We start from the raw sequence: 21,110 nt of genomic DNA, 5'->3' as shown, positions 1-21,110 counted from the left end.
ATATAAAAGTAAAATGAGATATCATTTATCGGGAAACATCCCACCAAAAAGACATACCATCTTTAAGTCTCCGGAAGATAAATTTTACTATGAACAGCTTTTCGGAACAGAAGGCTTTCACGGTATCTCTTCTCTGCTCTATCACATCCATCGCCCTACCCAGATAAAATCAATTGGGGAGCCTAAGGATGTGACACCGAAAATTGCGGTAGAAAAAAATATTACGCCCAGAATGTTCAAGGGAATGAATGTAACTCCTGAAGATGATTTTATGGACAGCCGAAAAATCCTTTTGATGAATAATGATCTGAAAATGGGATTGGCAAAACCAAGAAAATCAATGGACTATTTCTACAAAAATGCCGAATGTGATGAGCTTTTATTCGTTCATGAAGGAGCCGGTATCTTAAAAACCTTTGTAGGAGATCTTGAATTCGGGACCGGTGATTATCTTATTATTCCGAGAGGAACCATTTATCAGGTGGAGTTACAGTCTGAAAATACAGTATTTTTTGTTCTGGAAAGCCATTCTCCTATTTATACTCCCAAAAGATACAGAAATGAATTCGGACAGCTTTTGGAACACTCGCCATTCTGCGAAAGAGACATGATTGCTCCTGTTTTCAAAGAGCCTAAAGATGAAAAAGGAGAGTTTTTAATTAAAGTAAAAAAAGAAAACCAGATTACAGACTTCATTTATGCAACACACCCATTTGATGTCGTAGGCTGGGACGGATATTTTTATCCTTATAAATTCAATATCAAAAACTTTGAACCGATTACGGGAAGAATTCACCAGCCCCCACCGGTACACCAGAACTTTGAAGCCCATAACTTTGTAGTATGCTCATTCTGCGCCAGAATGTATGATTACCATCCACTGGCTATTCCGGCTCCTTACAATCACTCCAATATTGATTCTGATGAAGTCTTATTCTACACCGAAGGAGACTTTATGAGCCGTAACCACATTGACCTGATGGATTTCACGCTTCATCCGGGTGGAATTGTACATGGGCCTCATCCAGGTGCTATGGAAAGAAGTATCGGTAAAAAATTTACTGAAGAATATGCCGTAATGGTAGACCCTTTCCGTCCTCTGAAAATTACAGAAGAGGCTTTAAAGGTAGAAGATCCGTCCTATAAAACATCATGGCTGGAATAATTGAAACGATTGTAATGCTTTAGTCTCAACCACAAAAAAATTAAGCCCTAAGTTTTACAAAGTGAATATAATTTCACAAAGAAGGGCACTTAAGTTTTTGAAAATCGAAAATTTCCTTCTAAGATGTACTTTAGACAACATTATTATTAACTTCCTTAGGTAGACTAAAACGTTTAAACATAAAGCTTTTGTGAATTTTTGTTTAAAAATTCTGACAGATCTATCTAATCGTAAAAGCCTAAACAATTTCATAGAAAAGTATTGCTGAATACATATAAAAGACCCTTTAAAGTGCTTTATTTAAAGGGTCTTTTTCGTAAATTTGTAGGAGATGGTTACCATTTATAATCACTATTATTTTTCATAACATATTCTAAATAATGGTGGTTACCACAAAATCAAGATTACATGTTAGAAAGAATCAGATTAGAAAGTCTACACCAAAAAGTGACAACAGCTGAAAATGCTGTAAAAATGATTAAAGACGGTATGGTCATAGGATCTAGCGGATTTACAAAAGCGGGTGACAGCAAAGCAATTTTGCCGGCACTCGCAGAAAGAGGAAAAACAGAAGACATTAAGGTCACTTTAATGACCGGAGCTTCATTAGGGCATGGTACCGACGGTAAATTGGCAGAGGCTAATGTTCTAAAGAAAAGGATGCCCTTCCAGGTAGATCCTATTTTAAGAAATAAGATTAATAATGGAGAAATTCTATTTATTGATCAGCATTTAAGTGAAAGTGCCGAACTGCTTCACACTAAAAACCTACAGACTATTGATCTGGCGGTGATTGAAGCAGCCTATATTGAAAGAGACGGAAGCATTGTCCCTACCACTTCTGTAGGAAACTCAGTCACTTTTGCAGCTTTGGCTAAAAAAGTCATCATCGAGATCAATACCGAAGTTCCTGAAGAAGTATATGGTATTCACGATATCTACCAGGCTGAAGACTATCCTTACAGAAATGTTATTCCCATTGTCGCTCCATGGAACAAAATAGGAAGAAAAAGTATTCCCATTGATCCTGATAAAATTGAGGCTATTGTTTTTACCAACCTTAAAGACAGCCCTGCAGATATAGCAGAACCCGATGAAAAAACAACCGCTATTGCAAAACATCTCCTGGGCTTCTTTGAAAATGAAGTTCTTTTAGGACGTCTTACCGATAGGCTACTTCCTCTTCAGGCCGGGATTGGTAAAGTGGCCAATGCCGTTCTTACAGGATTTAAGGACAGTAATTTTTATGACCTTACTATGTTTTCTGAAGTGCTTCAGGACAGTACCTTTGATCTCATAGATTCCGGTAAGCTAAGTTTTGCTTCCGCATCTTCCATTACTGTTTCTAAAGAATGCTATGAAAGAGTAATGGGAAACCTTTCAAAATACCGGGAAAAATTTGTTTTAAGACCCCAGAATATTTCCAATACCCCAGGATTGATCAGAAGATTGGGAGTAATTGCCATCAATACTGCAATAGAATTTGATATCTACGGAAATGTAAATTCCACCCATATCGGTGGGACAAAAATCATGAACGGAATCGGAGGTTCCGGAGATTTTGCAAGAAACGCTTACTTAAGTATTTTTGTAACCCAGGCTGCTTCCAAAGGAAACAATATTTCCCATGTACTTCCTATGGTTTCTCACACCGATCATACAGAGCATGATGTTGACATTTTGGTGACCGACATCGGACTGGCTGATTTAAGAGGCCTGGCTCCCAGAGAAAGGGCTCAAAAAATAATTGACAACTGTGTGCATCCAGATTATAAGGAAGAGCTGCAGTCCTACTTTCACAGAGCCTGTGAAAGAGGTGGCCATACTCCTCATGTACTTGAAGAAGCTTTCAGCTGGCATTTGCGATTTTCTGAAACAGGAAGTATGAAACAGAAAACCGAAGTCCCTATTTTAAATTAAAAATTAAGTATACCCTCACAAAGGACCGAATGTATTGCGTTCGGTCCTTTGTTTTTTATTTGAATTCCTTATGTTCAGCATGATAAAAATCTCCTAATATGCATAGAATATTTAGAATAAGTAAAGCTGATAAAGCTTATCTTTGAAAGAAGACAGGTGTTTTATGAGATAAAAAATTAATATCAAAAAAAGTAAAATATGCATAATTACATAAGCGCTGAAGAAGCAATATATACTATCAAAAGTGGAAACCGGGTATTTTTCCATGGCAGTGCATGTACTCCTAACTACCTTATTGATGAGCTGGCAAGACAATCTCACCGGTTGGAAAATGTGGAAATGGTTTCTATTACCCAACAGGGAAATGTAGAAATTGCAAAACCGGAATATAAAGACAGTTTCTTTGTCAATTCTTTATTTGTTTCCACGCCGGTTCGTGATGCTGTCAATTCAGACAGAGGAGATTTTGTTCCCGTATTTCTCAGCGAAATTCCTATTTTATTCAGAAAAAACATACTGCCCTTAGATGTGGCTTTAATAACCGTTTCACCTCCTGACAGACATGGTTTCTGTACGCTGGGAACTTCTGTAGATATTGCGAGATCGGCCGTGGATACGGCAAAAATAATCGTTGCTATCGTTAATCCAAAAATGCCCAGAACCCACGGTGACGGAATGATCCACATCAGCAGGATCCATAAACTGGTATGGCATGAAGAAGAACTTCCCACAGTAGATTATGGTTCCAAAGTAGGTCCTGAAGAAATGCTTGTAGGTAAAAATGTGGCCGAGCTTATTGAAGACAGGTCTACCCTTCAGATGGGTATAGGAACAATTCCCGATGCTGTTTTAAAGTGTCTGGGTAATCACAAAGATCTGGGAATTCATACCGAAATGCTCAGCGACGGAGTCATTGATCTTATTCAGAATGATGTAATTAACAACAAATATAAAGGCTATAACGATAATAAAACCATTACCAGCTTCTGCTTTGGAACCAGAAAATTATATGATTATGTGGACGACAACACGGTGTTTGCATTCCGGGATGTAAGTGAAGTTAATTTCCCCATCAACATTATGAAAAATAAAAAAATGGTAGCCATTAACTCAGCTATTGAGATTGACCTTACCGGCCAGGTATGTGCCGACTCCATAGGCACCATGCAATACAGCGGTATCGGAGGACAAATGGACTTTATGAGAGGAGCAGCATTGGGGGAAGATGGAAAACCAATCATTGCCATCACTTCAAGAACCCGAAAAGGAGTTTCCAGAATTGTCCCTTATCTTAAACAGGGAGCTGGTGTAGTAACTACCAGGGGACATATTCATTATGTAGTGACCGAATACGGAACAGCTTATCTGTATGGCAAGAACCTTCGTCAGAGGGCGCAAGAGCTTATTAGTATTGCTCACCCTGATGACAGGGAAATGCTGGAAAGAGCCGCTTTCGAAAGATTTAAACATTAATAATCAAATAAATAAAATTTTTAATGTACTTTTATTTAGAATCTAAAAAAATATTTTCATGCCAAGACAAGTTAATCATAAGAAAAACATTAACTTTTTGGCAGTATTTTTGATAAAATCATTCTAAAACAAGGAAATTGAAAACGATATATAATTCGATACGAGAAGAAGTTGAAAAGCATTCGAAGGTAAGGAATTCTGTTTTGGGGAATGTGAATGAATGGAAAAGAAGCCATTATATTATCCTATCCGAAATTATCAAAGAAGAATTATCTGAATCAGAAGAACTGAAAGGAGGAAAAAAATTCGAAATAGGAACCACTATTTCACACGTTACATTACAGCGTTTTTTTGAAAACGACTATCAGGATAAAACCCATAGCGATCTTAGATTTTTAAAAACGCTGGATAAGATATGTATCTTTCTGGGGTATAAGGATCTTAATGATTATATCCTATCTCTAAGACATAAAACACAGGAGAATAAAGAAGCTGATGATCACTCATTTCTGACGCAAATGGTTTATGATTATTGTTCCACAGCTTTTGAATTCTGTAAACATTTTCCTAATCATAACACTCGACTTTTCAAAGATTTGGTATTTGATGATTCTCCATTTTTAGAAAGAGTTTCACAGTTCAGTAAAGAATTGTGTGAAAAAGATTTTCAGCTGGTCACAAAAAACAACCGTTCCAATTATGAAGTTTTTGACATTCATATTGTTACAGATGAACCCGATAAAAAAATACTGGAATCTCAGGAATTCTGGAATCTTTTATTCAAAGTAGGAGAAACGGGCGAAGAGCATTTTGTCAATCAGCTCAGCACTCAGATTTACTTTATCAGAAAAGTGGATGACACCTGGAAGATCTGGGATAATTACAATCCTGATGCAGGAAGCTTAAACAGGAAAATAGAAGACCTATAAAAAATAAGAAAGCCGCAGAAGATCTTCTGCGGCTTTCATGTTCGAAAATATTTTTTTTCACTTGTCTTTTGTATTACAAATGTAGGAGGTCCGTTCCTAAACCAAGAAACTTAAATATACTTAAATGAACTCTTCTTTAATTTTATGTTAAATAAACACCCGGATTTCTGTTTATTATTTTCCCTATGTCCAAGATTTTTGTAATTTGCATACCAATAAAATAAAAGTAAAAAGAAAATATGTCAACACTAACATTTGCCGAAAAAATTGCTCAAGCAGAGAATTTCTTACCAATTAACGGTACGGATTATATTGAGTTTTATGTAGGAAATGCAAAACAGGCTGCCCATTATTATAAAACCGCTTTTGGTTTTCAGTCTGTAGCTTATGCAGGACCTGAAACAGGAGTAAGAGACCGTGCTTCTTATGTTCTTCAACAGGGAAAAATAAGATTGGTTTTAACTACCGGGCTTAAGTCTGATTCTCCAATCAGTGAACACGTAAAAAAACATGGTGACGGAGTGAAAATTTTGGCACTTTGGGTAGATGATGCTTATGCAGCTTTTGAAGAAACTACAAAAAGAGGCGGAAAACCTTATTTAGAGCCTGTAACAATGACTGACGAACATGGTGAAGTAAGAATGTCCGGAATCTATACTTACGGAGAAACGATTCACATGTTTATTGAAAGAAAAAACTATAAAGGAGCTTTCATGCCAGGATATGAAAAGTGGGAAAGCAGCTACAACCCTGAAGAAGCCGGGTTATTGTATGTAGACCACTGTGTAGGAAATGTAGACTGGAACAGAATGATTCCTACTGTAGAATGGTACGAAAAAGTAATGGGATTTGTGAATATCCTTTCCTTTGATGACAAACAAATCAACACAGAATATTCGGCTTTGATGTCTAAAGTAATGTCTAACGGAAACGGGTTTGCAAAATTCCCTATCAATGAGCCTGCAGAAGGTAAAAAGAAATCTCAGGTAGAAGAATACCTTGATTTCTATGAAGGAGAAGGTGTACAGCACATTGCTGTTGCTACAAAAGATATTATCCACACAGTAACAGAATTAAAAAAACGTGGTGTAGAGTTCCTTTCCGCTCCTCCTGAAGCTTATTATGATATGGTTCCTGAAAGAGTAGGTCATATTGATGAAGATCTTAAAAAATTACAGAGTTTAGGTATACTTATTGATCATGATGAAGAAGGGTACTTACTTCAGATTTTCACTAAACCTGTAGAAGACCGCCCTACCCTATTCTTTGAAATCATTGAAAGGCACGGTGCACAGAGTTTTGGTGCCGGAAATTTCAAAGCGTTATTCGAAGCACTGGAAAGAGAACAGGACAGAAGAGGAAATCTTTAATTTTACAATATATACTAAGTTTTGTCAGGATGTCAGAGTCTTGACAAAACTTTTTTATAAAAACACACAGCATATGAAAAAATTTTTAATAGGAATTCTATTTCTTGGAACATTAGGCTTAAAAGCTCAGTATGGAACTTTGGATGCAATTCTTACCAAACTTGAAGAAAGAAAAGGCATCAATCAGAATCTCGACAATGTAAATATTGACAATAAAAAGTTTGTTTTCATTAAAGATGAGACAGACCATACAGAAAGAGATTTTATTATTATCAAAGGAAATGATGCCACTTATGTAGAAGTTTTTGATGATAAAGCTACCGGAGAAAGCAGTTCCAATGTTTTTACAGGTGACATCATCAGAAAGAAAAACATTATTTCTTTAAGAGCCGATAAGCTTGAAGATAAAAAAATTCCGTTACCGGTAACTAAAACCCTGATGCTCACTAAGCAGAAGGATATTCTTTATCTCATTGATGTCAATACCAGAGACCGGTGGATTGATGAAGAATCCTACTCGAAGAAGGCAAAATAAATCCTGAGACAGCAGTTTCCCAGGATAGTATTTTAATCTAACTTAAATCTAAACTTATGAAATCATTTGTAGACTATTCCTCAAATTCGGATTTTTCTATACATAATATCCCTTTCGGAGTCGCAGTTTTTAATAAAGAATACATCGGATGCTGTACAAGGATCGGAGATCAGGTTATTGATCTGGCAACCTTATATGATCTTGGGTATTTTGAAGATATTGAAGGATTGGACGACAATGTTTTTGAAGCATACACCATCAACGAATTTATTGAACTGGGCAAACCGGTGACCAATGCTGTTCGTACAAAAATCCAAACGTTATTACAGGAAGGTTCTGCTCTTTCAAAAGACCAGAAAACCATTGAAGAAGCATTTTATGATCTTGACAAAGTGAAAATGATGATGCCACTGCACATTCCGAACTATACGGATTTCTACAGCAGCATTGAACATGCTACCAATGTAGGAAAAATGTTCCGTGATCCCGCCAATGCTTTATTACCAAACTGGAAACACTTACCGGTAGGTTATCATGGAAGAGCCTCTTCTATCGTAATTTCCGGAACGGATATTAACCGTCCTAAAGGTCAGATGAAGCCTGCAGATGTGGAAAAGCCTGTTTTTGGTCCTTGTAAACAATTAGATTTTGAACTGGAAATGGCCTTCATCATCAACAAAAATACAGAGATGGGAGAAAGCATTTCTACAAAAGACGCTGAAGATGCTATTTTTGGAATGGTAGTTTTCAACGACTGGTCTGCAAGAGACATCCAGTCTTGGGAGTATGTGCCGCTAGGGCCTTTCCTTGCTAAAAACTTCGGTTCATCTATTTCACCATGGGTAGTTACCCTTGAAGCGCTAGAACCATTCAGAACCGCTTCTCCTACACAAGATCCTGAGGTCTTAGACTATTTAAAATTTGAAGGAGACAAAAACTACGATATTAATCTTGAAGTCTATATCCAGCCTGAAAATGGGGAGCAAAACCTGATCAGTGAAAGCAATTACAAGCACATGTACTGGAATATGACACAACAGCTGGCTCACCACACCGTAAACGGATGCAACGTGGAGGTAGGTGATCTGTATGCCAGTGGTACCATCTCAGGGAGCGATCCAAAATCTTTCGGTTCTATGCTTGAATTGACATGGAGAGGGCAAAATCCTTTATCATTAAGCAACGGAGAAGAAAGAAAATTCATTGAAGACAATGATACCGTTACCATGAAAGCATGGGCTGAGAAAGATGGTATAAGAGTAGGCTTTGGTGAAGTTTCAGGTAAAATTATCCCAACGCTTTAAATTTTAACCACAAAAGTCACAAAAGAATTTATGGTTACACAATCATATTTAACAGATCTGACTTATAAGATAAACGGCGCCTGCATAGAAGTTCACAAAATTCTAGGCGCCGGTTTACTGGAAAGTGTATATCATAAGTGCCTGGAGGAAGAGTTCAGGTTAAGAAATATTAATTTCAAATCTGAACTGAAAGTTCCTGTACACTATAAAGGAAAAGAAATTAATTGTGATTTCTTTTGTGATTTTCTAATTGAAGATTTAATTGTGGTAGAATTAAAGTCAGTCGTAAAATTAAACGAAATTCATCGAGCTCAACTTCTAAACTATATCAACTTAATGAAGAAACCCAAAGGCATTCTGATCAATTTTAATGTAAAAAACATCTATCATGAAGGACAGGAAACTTTTGTGAATCAATATTATGATATGCTTTTTTAAACTTTAAAAATTAAAGCTATTTTACTTAAAACTTTTGTGTCTTTTGTGGTTAAATAAAAATATGAAAACAGTAATACCCTCTGAAATAACCTCCGTACAGCTGCAAACCATCATGCAGACTGCTGTGTCACCGCGCCCGATTGCATTAGCTTCTACGGTAGATAAAAATGGTACGGTCAATTTATCGCCATTCAGCTTTTTCAATATGTTCAGTACTGTTCCTCCGATCTTGATTTTCTCACCATCGAGGAGAGTTCGTGATAACACGACTAAACATACTCTGGAAAATGTTCTTGAAGTTCAGGAAGTGGTGATTGGAACGGTAAACTTTCCAATTGTTCAGCAGATTTCTTTAGCTTCTACAGAATATGAAACGGGAGTCAATGAGTTTATAAAATCAGGGCTCACTATGAGAGATGCTGATTTGGTAAAGCCTAAGTTGATTGAAGAATGTCCGGTTAATTTTGAATGCAAGGTTTTAGAAGTAAAATCTTTGGGTGATCAGGGAGGAGCTGGAAATCTTGTGATATGCGAAGTTCAGAAGATTCATATCAGAGAAGAGTACCTGAACGAAGCCGGAAATCTGGATCAGAAAAAACTCGATATGGTAGCCCGCCTGGGAGGCAACTGGTATTCCCGAAGCAATGAAAACAGTCTTTTTGAAGTACCAAAACCTCTTGTCACAAAGGGTATCGGCTTTGATCAGCTGCCTGAGCCTGTTAAATACAGTAAGGTTTTCACAGGAAATGACCTTGGAATGCTTGCCAATGTAGAAATATTGCCCGCAGGAGACTTTCATGCAGATGAAAATATTCATGCGGAAGCACAGAAGCTATTATTGGAAAGTAAGGTGGAAGAAGCCTGGATATTACTAACGATAAAATAAAGAAAGCCTGAAATTTCAGGCTTTTTTATTTAGAGAAAAGAAGATTCTTCTTCTCTTTATTTTGCTTTCAATGTTTCTGAAACCGTTATTTTTCCTTTTTCGGCAAAATCGCTTACTTTTCCGTTTTTATCAATCGCCACATTCAGGTTATCATTTTTTGCATCATAATAGATGGAGGTAGAATATCCCGGACAGTCATGTTGCTTACAACCGTTCAGTTTATAGATTCCGTTCTCTGAAACAATAGGGCTTTCCACATTAAAGAATTTTACCATTTCATCGTATTGAGGTCCTACAACTTTTTTCAATCTTTCGGCCAGGTTTTTGTCTTCAAATAATTTAATATCATGTGGATATTTACCAACATTTTTAGTAATAATATTGTCCGTAGGAGTAGTAGCCTGTGAAGGTGCAGCTACTGAGTCTGTCTTTGGAACTCCTGTAGAATCTTTAGGCATTACGGTCGCTAAAGTATCTCTGCTTACTGAAGATTCTGTTTTAGTTTCTTTTTTACAAGAAACAGCTGCTGTCAATAATGATAAGGCGAAGGCGCCTGCAATAAGTTTTTTCATAATTAATTTATATGGTGGTTAGTATCATAACGGGATTTATGATATATTATTTATGATATTGAGCGTATTACATTTTTTCTTTTATAAATTCAATACATTTTTCCACTGCAGTATTCAGATCTTTTGGCAAGCCATTCTCTGTCCAGGGTTCTTTAGCTCCGAAGGTATGATTGGCGTTTTCCATAAGAAACAGTTCAGAATTCGGATGGAGCAGGTGAAGATGCTCTGCCTGTTTTACCTCTATGGCTTCATCCTGAGTGCCATGAATAATCAACATATGAACTTTAGCCATTTCTGTGGCTCTTTCCACATCAAAACGAAGTACATTTTGCTCAAAATCTTCATAAAACTGGTAATAATGAGGCATTTCCTGCTTTGTACGTCCATTCAATGCATAATAAACTCCTTGCTGCTTCCAGCTCTCTAATGCTTCACCGTTAGGAAAACGTTCCAGAGTATCTACACTGGCCAGGGTAATAAGTCCATTGATTCTTTCATCTTCAAATGCTTTAATAATAGAAATTCCGCCTCCTCTGCTGTGTCCGATCAGAATTATTTTCTGAGCATCCACCTGGGGTTCTTTGATAAAATGATCAATTACCACACCAAGATCGGAAAGTTCCTTGGAGTAATTATTATTCCCAAATGCCTCCAGATCGGCAAAATTATGGGGATCCTCAACTGTTGTTCCATTGTGAGAAAAGTTGAATTTCACAAAGAAAAAGCCAGCTTTAGCAAACTTTTCAGCCATTAGATCCCATGCTCCCCAATCCTTATAGCCTTTATAGCCATGAACAAATATCACTAACGGAAGTTTCTTTTCGGCATTTATGTAAAAAGCATCCGCAAGAAAACTTCTTGTTTCAGTATTTTCCAAATGTATATTCTTTTTGATAGTAAGATCCATACAGTAAGACAATTAATTTTAATCGAAATTATGAAAAAAACTATTAAAAAATAACCTTATTTTTGCGGCATGCAGAATTTAAGAACGGTAACCGTCACGCGTTACATTCTGCCACTAAGAGAGGGAGGTTCACTACCTGCTCTGGCAGAAGCTGATGATGATTTCAAATATGTTTTAAAATTCCGGGGCGCAGGCCATGGAGTTAAGATGCTGATTTCTGAATTGTTGGGAGGCAAAATTACGGAAGCTTTAGGGCTCAAAATTCCTGAACTCGTTTTTGTAAATCTTGATGCAGACTTTGGCAGAACAGAAGCTGATGAAGAGATCCAGGATCTGCTCAAATTTTCTGAAGGCCTAAATCTGGGACTGCATTATCTTTCAGGATCTATTACCTATGATCCGGGAGTATCTGTAGATCCTCTTCTGGCTTCAAAAATTGTTTGGCTGGATGCTTTTATTACCAATATTGACCGTACTTTTAAAAATACCAACATGCTGATGTGGAATAAAGAACTCTGGATAATTGACAACGGAGCCTCATTCTATTTCCACCATTCATGGCAGAATTTCGATACAGCAGCAAAAACACCATTCAAATATGTGAAAGACCATGTATTGCTTCCGAAAGCAAAAAAACTGGATGAAGCTGACCAGTTTGCCCACAGCATATTAAATGACGCCCTTTTCAGAGAAATTGTCAACGCAATCCCTGAAGACTGGTTACATTGGAATGACGCTGATGAAACACCCGATGAAATCCGTGAGATCTATTTTCAGTTTATGAAAACCAGATTAGAAAATTCTCAAATCTTTGTAAACGAAGCCAAAAATGCAAGAGGATAAAATATATGAATATGCGGTAATACGCTTAGTACCGAAAGTTGAAAGAGAGGAATTTTTCAATATTGGGCTCGTCATGTTTTCAAAAAAAGAAAAATTTATCCGCGTAGCATTCCATTTGTGCCCTGATAAGTTTAAGCTGATGCACAGTAAACTGGATTATGAGGATATCATTCAGAACCTTGAAAGCTTTCAGAAAATTGCTGAAGGAAATAAAGAAGGAGGTCCTATTGCTCTGCTTGACATCCCCGAACGCTTTCGCTGGCTAACGGCTGTACGAAGTGCTGTTGTTCAAACTTCAAGACCTCATCCCGGAAAATCAAAAGATCTGGATACTACTTTTGGTAAACTTTTTGAGGAGTTAGTAAAATAACACTTCTTCAAAAAATTTTACTATGAAATTAACGAATAACATATCAATTTACAGGTTTTTTACGAACCTGTTTTTTGTTTTGCTTTTAAGTTCTTCTCCTTTAATTTTTTCACAGTCATTTTCACAAGCCCCAACCAAGGCTGCACGGATAAAAAGCACCCTACTTCCTGAAATAGCCACAGTTTCCGAGAATATAGTTTACAAAACCGGTAAAAAGGGAACACCTGTGACTTTGGACCTTTATACTCCAAAGAATGCATCTATTGATAAGCTTCCGGTATTAATCTACGTTCACGGAGGTGGATGGATTGAAGGTGATAAAGTTGTCTATACTGACAATTATCTGGAAAATACGATTGTAAAACTGATGGCAAAGCAATATGCTGTTATCAGTATCAATTATACACTGCTGAATGAAAGCACTCATTTTCCTCTTCCACTGGATGATACCAAAGATGCCATAAGATGGGTAAGAAAGAATGCAGAAGAATATAATTTTGACATCCATAATATTGGCCTATTTGGCGCTTCAGCGGGAGCACACCTTTCTCTTCTCGCTGCTTATACTCCGGATAACACTTTTTTAGGAAGCCCGGATCTTTCATCCTATTCAGCCAAGGTAAATTATGTTGTAGATCACTATGGTCCTGCTGATCTGAACAAACTTTTTCATACCAGGCTGGGAGTTATTCCGGTTTCCATGATTGGAAGGATTTCAAAAAAAATTGTCATTCTGCAGCAAAATCTGGTAAAAGGTCTTTCAGGATATGATATTAAAAAAGATCAGGATAGAGCCATAGATTATTTAAAAACCATTTCTCCTATTACTTATGCTGAAAACGGTGTTCCTACCTTAATCGTTCAGGGAAATAAAGATAAAATCGTCCCTCTGAGCCAGTCTAAAAAGCTATATAGAAAACTCAAAAGGGCAAAAGTAGAAACATCCTTAATTATCATTGATAATGGCGTTCACAGTTTTTCCACTACAGATAAATCCACTCTTGATAAGATGACAGATCAGATGGTAGATTTCATCATTTCTCAGAAAAAATAATATATATGAAGCAAGTAACACAGACACATACAAATTGACAATCAATACTATAAATTAAATAAAAAATTACAAAACAGTAAATTTGCTAAATTAGTATACATATCATTACTTTTTATACTTAAAATAATTAACTTGGCTGGTATTTGAATTATTAATAATAAAATAGGATTCAGATTTAATTATTCACTAAAAAAAACAAAATGATATGAATTCCCTGAACAATATCAATGCGCTTACGCTCATATTTGCATCAGTTCTTATTTTTGCTATAGCTTACCGTGTTTATGGCATCTTTATCGCCAACAAAGTGCTTCGTCTTAATGACCAGCATACGACCCCGGCTGTTGAGTTTGCAGACGGAAAAGATTATGTCGCTACGAATAAAAATGTGCTTTTCGGGCATCACTTTGCGGCTATTGCTGCTGCAGGCCCTCTGGTAGGCCCTGTTCTGGCTGCACAGTTTGGCTATTTGCCCGGTGCCTTATGGATCTTAATTGGCTGTGTATTGGGAGGTGGTGTACATGATATGGTGGTATTATACGCTTCTGTAAGACATAAAGGACAAAGTCTTGCCACCATAGCGTCCAAAGAAATCGGTAAAGCAACCGGTACCGTAGCGGGATTTGCCATCTTATTTATATTGATCCTGACCCTGGCAGGTTTATCCCTGGCATGCATCAATGCCATGCATGAAGCTTCCTGGTCTCTGTTTACAGTGGTCATCACCATGCCTATTGCGGTTATTATGGGGCTTATCATGCGTTATAAAAAGAACAGCGTTCTTTTTGCCAGTATTTTAGGCGGTATTCTTTTAATTGCCGGAATTATTGGTGGACACAGCCTGATGCAGAATCCCACTATGAATAATTTATTTTCGTGGGATATCAAAACCATCTCCATAGCTATTCCTTTATATGGTTTTTTAGCTTCTGTATTGCCTGTTTGGTTATTATTGGTTCCCCGCGATTATCTTTCTACGTATTTAAAAATAGGAACAATCATTATGCTGGCTATAGGAGTCATTGTCATTCATCCTACAGTACAGATGCCGGCACTTACCGCCTTTGTAAATGGAGGAGGCCCTGTCATTGGCGGCCCCGTACTTCCATTTATTTTTATTGTGATTGCCTGTGGTGCTATTTCGGGGTTTCATGCCGTAATTGCTACAGGAACAACTCCCAAGATGCTTAATAAAGAAAGGGAAATTCTCTTTGTAGGCTATGGTGCCATGCTTGTAGAAGGCTTTGTGGCCTTAATGGCTCTCATTGCTGCATGTACATTAATGCCGGGAGATTATTTTGCCATCAACACTCCAAAAGAATCATATAATGCTTTTCTTGCAGCACATCCTGCCTTACATGGAATAGATATTGATTATTATTCTCAAAAGATTGGTATTGATCTTCATGGCAGAACTGGCGGGGCCGTATCACTTGCCGTAGGAATGGCTCACATATTCAATAAGATCCCTTATATGGACCAATTAACCGCATACTGGTATAATTTTGCCATTATGTTTGAAGCCGTATTTATCCTGACAGCCATTGATGCCGGAACAAGAGTAGGGCGTTTCTTTTTACAGGAAATGCTGGGTTCTGTGATTCCAAAATTCAATGATAAAAACTGGGTTCCCGGAATTATCATCAGCAGTCTTCTTTTCACTTTTGCATGGGGATATCTGGTATACACAGGAAATGTAAGCAGTATCTGGCCACTATTCGGAATCAGCAATCAATTACTTGCCGCCTGCGGATTGATTGTCTGCACCACTATGCTGATCAGGATGAACAGAGGGAGATATGCTTTATGCTCGGCTATTCCCGGTGTTTTTATGGCAGGAATTACTTTCTGGGCCGGCTATATTCAGGTTGCTACCATTTATATTCCAAAAGAACAGTATTTATTGGCTGCTTTAGCGGTAACAGCTATGGTACTGATGCTTATTGTTTTTATCGGAGCTTTTATAAAATGGTATGAGCTCTTAAAAATCAATACAACGAAAACGGATTTTTATGGAGAACAGGTAAAGGAACTTGTGGAAAGATAAAATTACGGGGAAGGTTTTTTGCCCGGTGTGATAATTTTTATACATTTGTTTTGCTTTAGGGGTATTCTGAAAAAGAATTGAGAGAGTCCCTTTGAACCTGATACGGCTTACACCGACGTAGGGAAAAGCAAAATTACTTGATCTACTCATGTGGTTTTTGTTTTGGATTTTTTCCTAAAGCTATTTTTATTTTAATGATAACAATGGAAAAAATACTTTGGCAGCAAGTTCAGCTTGTAAAACAAAAATCTCCCCTGGTTCACAACATCACCAATTATGTAGTCATGAACAATACAGCCAATACCCTTTTGGCTGTTGGAGCCTCTCCCATTATGGCACATGCCCGGTCTGAAATCAAAGAAATGATTGGTATTGCCCATTCGGTGGTGATCAATATAGGCACTTTAGATGAATACTGGTCGGATTCTATGCTTCTGGCCGCTGAAACAGCGCATTCAGCAGATAAACCCTGGGTTTTGGACCCTGTAGGTGCGGGAGCAACCTCTTTCCGTGATCAGGTTTTACAACAACTCTTACAATTTCAGCCTACTGTTATCAGAGGAAATGCTTCAGAGATTATTGCTCTGGCCCAAGCTAATACCACTATTACTAAAGGGGCAGACAGTACTGCACAAAGTAATGAAGCGGTTCATGCTGCCCAAATACTGATGCAGCGCTGCCATTCAATAGTCTGTGTTTCCGGTGAGACGGATATTATTATAGGTCCGCAACAAAGTTTTTTTATTAAAAACGGGCATCCACTTATGACTAAAGTAACAGGTCTTGGGTGTTCTGCTACAGCATTAACAGGTGCGTTTATAGGCAGTGTGGAAGATAAAACACTGGGTGTTGCCACAGCAATGGCATTAATAGGCATTGCTGGAGAACTGGCTGCTCAGCAAAGTAAAGGCCCCGGAAGTCTTCAGGTTAACCTGATTGATAAACTGTACAATATGACAGAAGAAGAATTCATCCAAAACCTAAAGATAGAACAAAAATGAGCCTGCATCCTTTTCCCTATCAGCTGTATCTGGTGATTTCTGAAGCCGATTGCATTGGAAAAAACTTTCTGGAAGTTGCCGAACAAGCCATTCTGGGCGGAGTGGACATTATCCAGCTCAGAGAAAAAAACGACAGTACCGCCCTGTTTCTTCAAAAAGCCGGAAAGCTTATCGAAATTACAGAGAAGTATGGTATTCCCCTTATTATTAATGATCATTTAGAAGTTGCTGAAAAAGTAAATTCAGCAGGTATTCATGTTGGGAACAACGATACTACCCCTACCTTTTTAAGACAACAGCCTTCTATCCAAAATAAAATCATTGGATATTCTATTGAACACCTGGCTCAGCTTGAAAATAAACAGACGTTGGTTTCTGATTATCTTGGTATAAGCCCTGTATTTAAAACAAATACCAAAACAGATACCGTTACAGAATGGGGTCTTGAAGGTGTTGCAAAAATCCGGCAGCTTACAGAAAAACCTCTGGTTGCCATAGGCAGTATACATCTTGGAAATGCAAAGGAAGTTCTCAACGCGGGAGCAGACTGCCTTGCAGTAGTTTCCGCAATATGTGGTGCTGCAGATCCTCAAAAGGCAGCATATGAATTAAAAAATGAAATTTTAAAATGAAAAAATACAAATACCCATCCGTATTGACCATTGCAGGTTTTGACGGAAGTGGTGGCGCAGGTATTCAGGCAGATATCAAAACAGCTTCTGCTTTAGGATGCTTTTCCACCTCAGTATTAACGGCCCTGCCTGTACAAAACACGCAGGGAGTAAGGACTATATATCCTGTTCCTGTGGAAGCAGTAGCCGATCAGATCAAAGCAATTCTGGATGATATTTTTCCCGATGCCATTAAAATAGGAATGGTTCATACCCCACAGTTGGTTGAGACTATTGTTTCTACATTATCACAGTATAAAAGAATCCCCATTGTATTTGACCCGGTGATGGTTGCTACCAGCGGCCACAGGCTTATTGAGGAGAAAACCATCACAGCGATCACAGAAAAACTATTTCCTATTGCTGACCTCATTACCCCCAATATGGATGAAGCAGCAATTTTAGCCGGCATGAAAGTCGAAACGCTGGAAGATTTATACGCTGCAGGTGAAAAAATAAAACAATTAGGCTGTAAGAGCATACTTCTCAAAGGTGGCCATCAGGAAACCTCATCCATTACTTCCTTACTTTATGATGAACATTGGCAATACCACAGTTTTGAAACGCTGAAGCTCAATACCAATAATACCCATGGTTCCGGCTGTACGCTTTCATCTGCCATAGCTGCTTATCTGGCTCAGGGAAAAAGCTTATATGATTCTGTTTCTTTAGGCCAGAAGTATGTTTATGAGGCTATAAAAAATGGCATAGATGTACAGACAGGACATGGAAACGGTCCTCTTAATCACTTTTTTAATCCTCAAAAACTCATCAAAAATGAAATGGTCTGAACAAACCTGGCAGACAATAGCAGAATATTACCAGTCTATTCTTAGCATGCCCTTTATCAAAGAATTGTCAGAGGGTTCCTTACCTCAGGAAAAGTTCCGTTTTTATATGGCTCAGGATTCATTATACCTTGAACATTTCGGCAGGACCCTTTCCCTAATTGCTGCAAAAATTCCGGATCTCCAGGATGTTCTTGCTTATATGCGGTTTGCTGAAAATGCTATTGTAGTGGAAAATGCACTGCACGAATCTTATTTTAAGGATTTCGGACTTACTGATAAAGGTGTTTTAGAACCTGCCTGCCATCATTACATCCATTTTTTGAGAAGCACTGCAGCTTTAGAATCTGTAGAAATTGCCATTGCCGCTGTACTTCCTTGTTTCTGGATTTATAGAGAGGTTGGAAATTATATTTATCAAAACCATACTACTGTCAACAATCCTTATGAACAATGGATTGCCACCTATTCCGGAGAAGAATTTTCTGCTGCCGTAGACCAGGCTATTTCCATTTGTGATATAATAGCAGAAAAAACCACTGAGGAAACACGAAAAAAAATGACAGAAGCTTTTATAACCGCCTCCAGAATGGAATATCATTTCTGGGAAGCAGCTTATGAATTAAAAACATGGAAATAATTCCGTAAACAAACCGGAATTTCAAAACATAACAAAGAGCCTGTTTAGCTATGTAAACAGGCTCCTGAAAAGAAGAGAGTGCATCTTTTGATCAAGCACTTAGCTCTTTAGATAGGTCCCCAATTATTAAGACCCCGAAACACTTCAAATTGCTGAGTATCTGTATTATATTTTACATCTCCCAAAAATCCATGATATTTTCTTGTAGCAGTCGTATGGCTGCCGTTGATTGTAACCAGTTCCTGGTTGGAAACATTACCGACTACATTATTTAAAATATTATCATTGCCAAAATCAAATCCTTTAATATTGGGTATTGCTGCACGGAAAGCGACCTGAAGCGAATCTGTTGAGTTAAATATATTGGTTGATATCCTTACATTATTACAATATGGAGTAGCCGTAGACGGATCATCCACAAACGGATCAGTATCAATAGAATGATACTTAAATTTCAACACATTATTCTGAATGATCACATTCTCATTTTGTGAAACCAGACATATATTTCTGTACTGAACACTTTCCAGCGTATTACCTTCGATAAGAACATTTCTGGTATCCTTACCTCCACACATAATATTTTCGTGGTATATTTTATCAATCTTGGAATAATTGTTTATTATTTTCACATCATCTGACCAGCCTATATTTGCTAAAACATATTGTCCGTCTTTTTCCACAGGAGACGTTTTTTGAAGAGTTACATTCTTTACTCTTTTTTCTCCGGTAAGTCTTAAAGCCAGTAAGCATTTCACCTTGTTATTAAAGCAATAAACATCCTCAATCAGCCCATATCCAGCCTCCAGGTTAATAGCACGACCATTAGCTTCAGAACATATCAATACATTATTTGTAATGCTTATACCTTTTAAGCCATCCAGAACTCCTAAACAGGATATAGCATTGTCACAAGCCGGGGCATATACATAGTTTTTATCTACAAAGATATTTCGCATTAGCTGTCCAGGATCTTCCCATTTATCCATTTCCAGGTCAATAGCAGCAACAAAATTCTTTGCTTTTTCCATATGATTGCGTTCAATATTAATATCTACACCGGAAATTACTGCTACATTAGCTCTGAGGGGATTAAGCAATACATTATCGTAAACCTGGATATTTTTACAATAAAGTTGCAGTGGCTGTACACCGTCTATTGTATGCCAATATATCTGAATGCAATCTCCAAGAGCATTTTCAATTGTATTATTGAATATCTTTACATTATTGGATGATACAACCACAATAGGAGCCTGTTGCTGGCTCCCCTCATGTACACCATTCCATGCGCCATCAAGATGAAAACCGCTGATCTCCATATAATCGCTACATATTTTATTGGCAACATAAAATATACTGTATCTGAAATATTCATCAGGATTTGGAGCAAAAGCATTGATCTCATCAGTTACTTTTAACTTGGGAAAGCCATGACCTGTAGCAGAGTTAAATAACCTTACCTTACTTTTAACCAGATAATAAGTTTCTGAATTTGGAGCTGGGTTTGGATTAAGATTACGTATATATAATGGCAACTTTAGATTGGCAGCCTCCTGAAATTTTGGAGCATTATCTGTCACATTATCCTGCTTTGCTCCAAAATAGGACACATCAACTTCTGTAGTAAATTGATGAAATAATCTAATAGTTCCTGACGTCACTAAACTTCCTTTGTTATCAGGAGCAGTGCTCGCAGATAAATAATAATTAATAGGAGCAGGTGTATCTCCTTTAATATAGTATCCACTAAGCCTAATTCCTTTATAAAATTTCATTTTTAATAAAAGGATTTCAGTATCTGTCAGATTACACATCTCATCCATGGTATCTTTTTCCAGATATTCATTTCCATGAGAATAAATTCTTACATAATAATCATTTCCCTTTTTCCTGTAGATTACATTATCTGCTTTAGAGTCATCCATCAGGGTGTTATCATACCAATGTGTAATTTTTTTAAAATTCACATTTTCATAGGTGCTGCTGTCTACCAACTGAATAAGATCATCATTTGGGAAACTACTAACTGGAGCAAAAAAATCTTCTGTAAAAATCATAAATATTATTTGTTTAAGGTTTACAGAACTAAGGTAATAGCTGGTTACGACAGAACTTGACGCATTTCAATTAATTTCAACAGGTTAGTAGATTTCAAGAAAGGATTTTGAGTTGAATCAATGGTTAAAATCTCCAC

20 protein-coding genes and 1 riboswitch are annotated in these 21,110 nt (G+C 37.4%); of the genes, 17 read left to right on the top strand and 3 right to left on the bottom strand.

What is annotated here, in order from left to right:
- The first annotated feature begins 13 nt into the window (after positions 1 to 13).
- The 9 genes from MP478_RS11325 (at position 14) to MP478_RS11285 (ending at position 10,020) form a co-directional block, all read left to right on the top strand.
- A complete protein-coding gene (locus tag MP478_RS11325; RefSeq protein ID WP_257191536.1) occupies positions 14 to 1,165 on the top strand; it encodes a homogentisate 1,2-dioxygenase in 1,152 nt (383 codons plus the stop codon).
- A 408-nt stretch (positions 1,166 to 1,573) separates the two neighbouring features.
- Positions 1,574 to 3,085 carry a succinate CoA transferase gene (locus tag MP478_RS11320; RefSeq protein ID WP_257200510.1) on the top strand — a complete coding sequence of 504 codons (1,512 nt, stop codon included), beginning with the start codon at positions 1,574 to 1,576 and terminating at the stop codon, positions 3,083 to 3,085.
- A 198-nt stretch (positions 3,086 to 3,283) separates the two neighbouring features.
- Positions 3,284 to 4,558: an acetyl-CoA hydrolase/transferase family protein gene (locus MP478_RS11315; protein WP_230040974.1), complete on the top strand. Its 1,275-nt coding sequence runs from the start codon at positions 3,284 to 3,286 to the stop codon at positions 4,556 to 4,558.
- Positions 4,559 to 4,695: 137 nt separating this feature from the next.
- Positions 4,696 to 5,487: a hypothetical protein gene (locus MP478_RS11310; RefSeq protein WP_257200509.1), complete on the top strand. Its 792-nt coding sequence runs from the start codon at positions 4,696 to 4,698 to the stop codon at positions 5,485 to 5,487.
- Positions 5,488 to 5,726: 239 nt separating this feature from the next.
- On the top strand, positions 5,727 to 6,857 hold the full coding sequence (gene hppD / locus MP478_RS11305; protein WP_230040976.1) for a 4-hydroxyphenylpyruvate dioxygenase: 1,131 nt from the start codon (positions 5,727 to 5,729) through the stop codon (positions 6,855 to 6,857).
- Between the two features lie 73 nt (positions 6,858 to 6,930).
- The gene (locus tag MP478_RS11300; protein ID WP_230040977.1) at positions 6,931 to 7,392 is read left to right on the top strand and encodes a hypothetical protein; all 462 of its coding nucleotides are present in this window, start codon (positions 6,931 to 6,933) and stop codon (positions 7,390 to 7,392) included.
- Between the two features lie 56 nt (positions 7,393 to 7,448).
- Positions 7,449 to 8,696, top strand: a complete 1,248-nt coding sequence (gene fahA, locus MP478_RS11295; protein WP_230040978.1) for a fumarylacetoacetase — start codon at positions 7,449 to 7,451, stop codon at positions 8,694 to 8,696.
- Positions 8,697 to 8,726: 30 nt separating this feature from the next.
- The gene (locus tag MP478_RS11290) at positions 8,727 to 9,134 is read left to right on the top strand and encodes a GxxExxY protein (protein ID WP_230040979.1); all 408 of its coding nucleotides are present in this window, start codon (positions 8,727 to 8,729) and stop codon (positions 9,132 to 9,134) included.
- 61 nt (positions 9,135 to 9,195) lie between these two features.
- A complete protein-coding gene (locus MP478_RS11285) occupies positions 9,196 to 10,020 on the top strand; it encodes a flavin reductase family protein (protein ID WP_257200508.1) in 825 nt (274 codons plus the stop codon).
- 56 nt (positions 10,021 to 10,076) lie between these two features.
- On the opposite strand, the gene MP478_RS11280 is transcribed toward MP478_RS11285, so the two are convergent.
- Together MP478_RS11280 and MP478_RS11275 are read right to left on the bottom strand one after the other, a co-directional pair.
- Positions 10,077 to 10,592, bottom strand: coding sequence for a hypothetical protein (locus MP478_RS11280; protein ID WP_257200507.1), 516 nt, complete (start codon positions 10,590 to 10,592; stop codon positions 10,077 to 10,079).
- A gap of 67 nt (positions 10,593 to 10,659) precedes the next feature.
- A complete protein-coding gene (locus MP478_RS11275; protein WP_257200506.1) occupies positions 10,660 to 11,499 on the bottom strand; it encodes an alpha/beta fold hydrolase in 840 nt (279 codons plus the stop codon).
- Positions 11,500 to 11,568: 69 nt separating this feature from the next.
- Here MP478_RS11275 and MP478_RS11270 point away from each other — a divergent pair, with 69 nt between their 5' ends.
- The 8 genes from MP478_RS11270 (at position 11,569) to tenA (ending at position 18,913) form a co-directional block, all read left to right on the top strand.
- Entirely contained in the window at positions 11,569 to 12,342 is a 774-nt protein-coding gene (locus MP478_RS11270) for a HipA family kinase (protein WP_230040983.1), read from the top strand.
- Complete coding sequence (locus MP478_RS11265) at positions 12,329 to 12,712, top strand: DUF3037 domain-containing protein (RefSeq protein WP_230040984.1); 384 nt, start codon at positions 12,329 to 12,331, stop codon at positions 12,710 to 12,712. Before MP478_RS11270 ends, MP478_RS11265 begins: the two co-directional genes overlap by 14 nt.
- Before the next feature lie 22 nt (positions 12,713 to 12,734).
- Positions 12,735 to 13,766: an alpha/beta hydrolase gene (locus MP478_RS11260; protein ID WP_257200505.1), complete on the top strand. Its 1,032-nt coding sequence runs from the start codon at positions 12,735 to 12,737 to the stop codon at positions 13,764 to 13,766.
- 205 nt (positions 13,767 to 13,971) lie between these two features.
- Complete coding sequence (locus tag MP478_RS11255; protein WP_257200504.1) at positions 13,972 to 15,813, top strand: carbon starvation protein A; 1,842 nt, start codon at positions 13,972 to 13,974, stop codon at positions 15,811 to 15,813.
- A 47-nt stretch (positions 15,814 to 15,860) separates the two neighbouring features.
- Positions 15,861 to 15,954, top strand: a riboswitch (TPP riboswitch).
- A gap of 62 nt (positions 15,955 to 16,016) precedes the next feature.
- Complete coding sequence (gene thiM, locus MP478_RS11250; protein ID WP_257200503.1) at positions 16,017 to 16,814, top strand: hydroxyethylthiazole kinase; 798 nt, start codon at positions 16,017 to 16,019, stop codon at positions 16,812 to 16,814.
- On the top strand, positions 16,811 to 17,446 hold the full coding sequence (gene thiE, locus MP478_RS11245) for a thiamine phosphate synthase (protein WP_257200502.1): 636 nt from the start codon (positions 16,811 to 16,813) through the stop codon (positions 17,444 to 17,446). Before thiM ends, thiE begins: the two co-directional genes overlap by 4 nt.
- Complete coding sequence (thiD, locus tag MP478_RS11240; protein WP_257200501.1) at positions 17,443 to 18,276, top strand: bifunctional hydroxymethylpyrimidine kinase/phosphomethylpyrimidine kinase; 834 nt, start codon at positions 17,443 to 17,445, stop codon at positions 18,274 to 18,276. The genes thiE and thiD overlap by 4 nt, the downstream gene beginning before the upstream one ends.
- Positions 18,263 to 18,913: a thiaminase II gene (tenA, locus tag MP478_RS11235; RefSeq protein WP_257200500.1), complete on the top strand. Its 651-nt coding sequence runs from the start codon at positions 18,263 to 18,265 to the stop codon at positions 18,911 to 18,913. Before thiD ends, tenA begins: the two co-directional genes overlap by 14 nt.
- A gap of 107 nt (positions 18,914 to 19,020) precedes the next feature.
- Here tenA and MP478_RS11230 read toward each other — a convergent pair whose 3' ends face one another.
- Positions 19,021 to 20,973 carry a hypothetical protein gene (locus MP478_RS11230; RefSeq protein WP_257200499.1) on the bottom strand — a complete coding sequence of 651 codons (1,953 nt, stop codon included), beginning with the start codon at positions 20,971 to 20,973 and terminating at the stop codon, positions 19,021 to 19,023.
- Between the last annotated feature and the right edge of the window lie 137 nt (positions 20,974 to 21,110).

The organism is Chryseobacterium sp. WG14 (assembly GCF_024586945.1).
In the GTDB taxonomy this organism is placed as follows: Bacteria; Bacteroidota; Bacteroidia; order Flavobacteriales; family Weeksellaceae; genus Chryseobacterium.
Note: the sequence above shows the minus strand (reverse complement) of the source record. Positions and strands in the feature narration are given on the sequence as shown.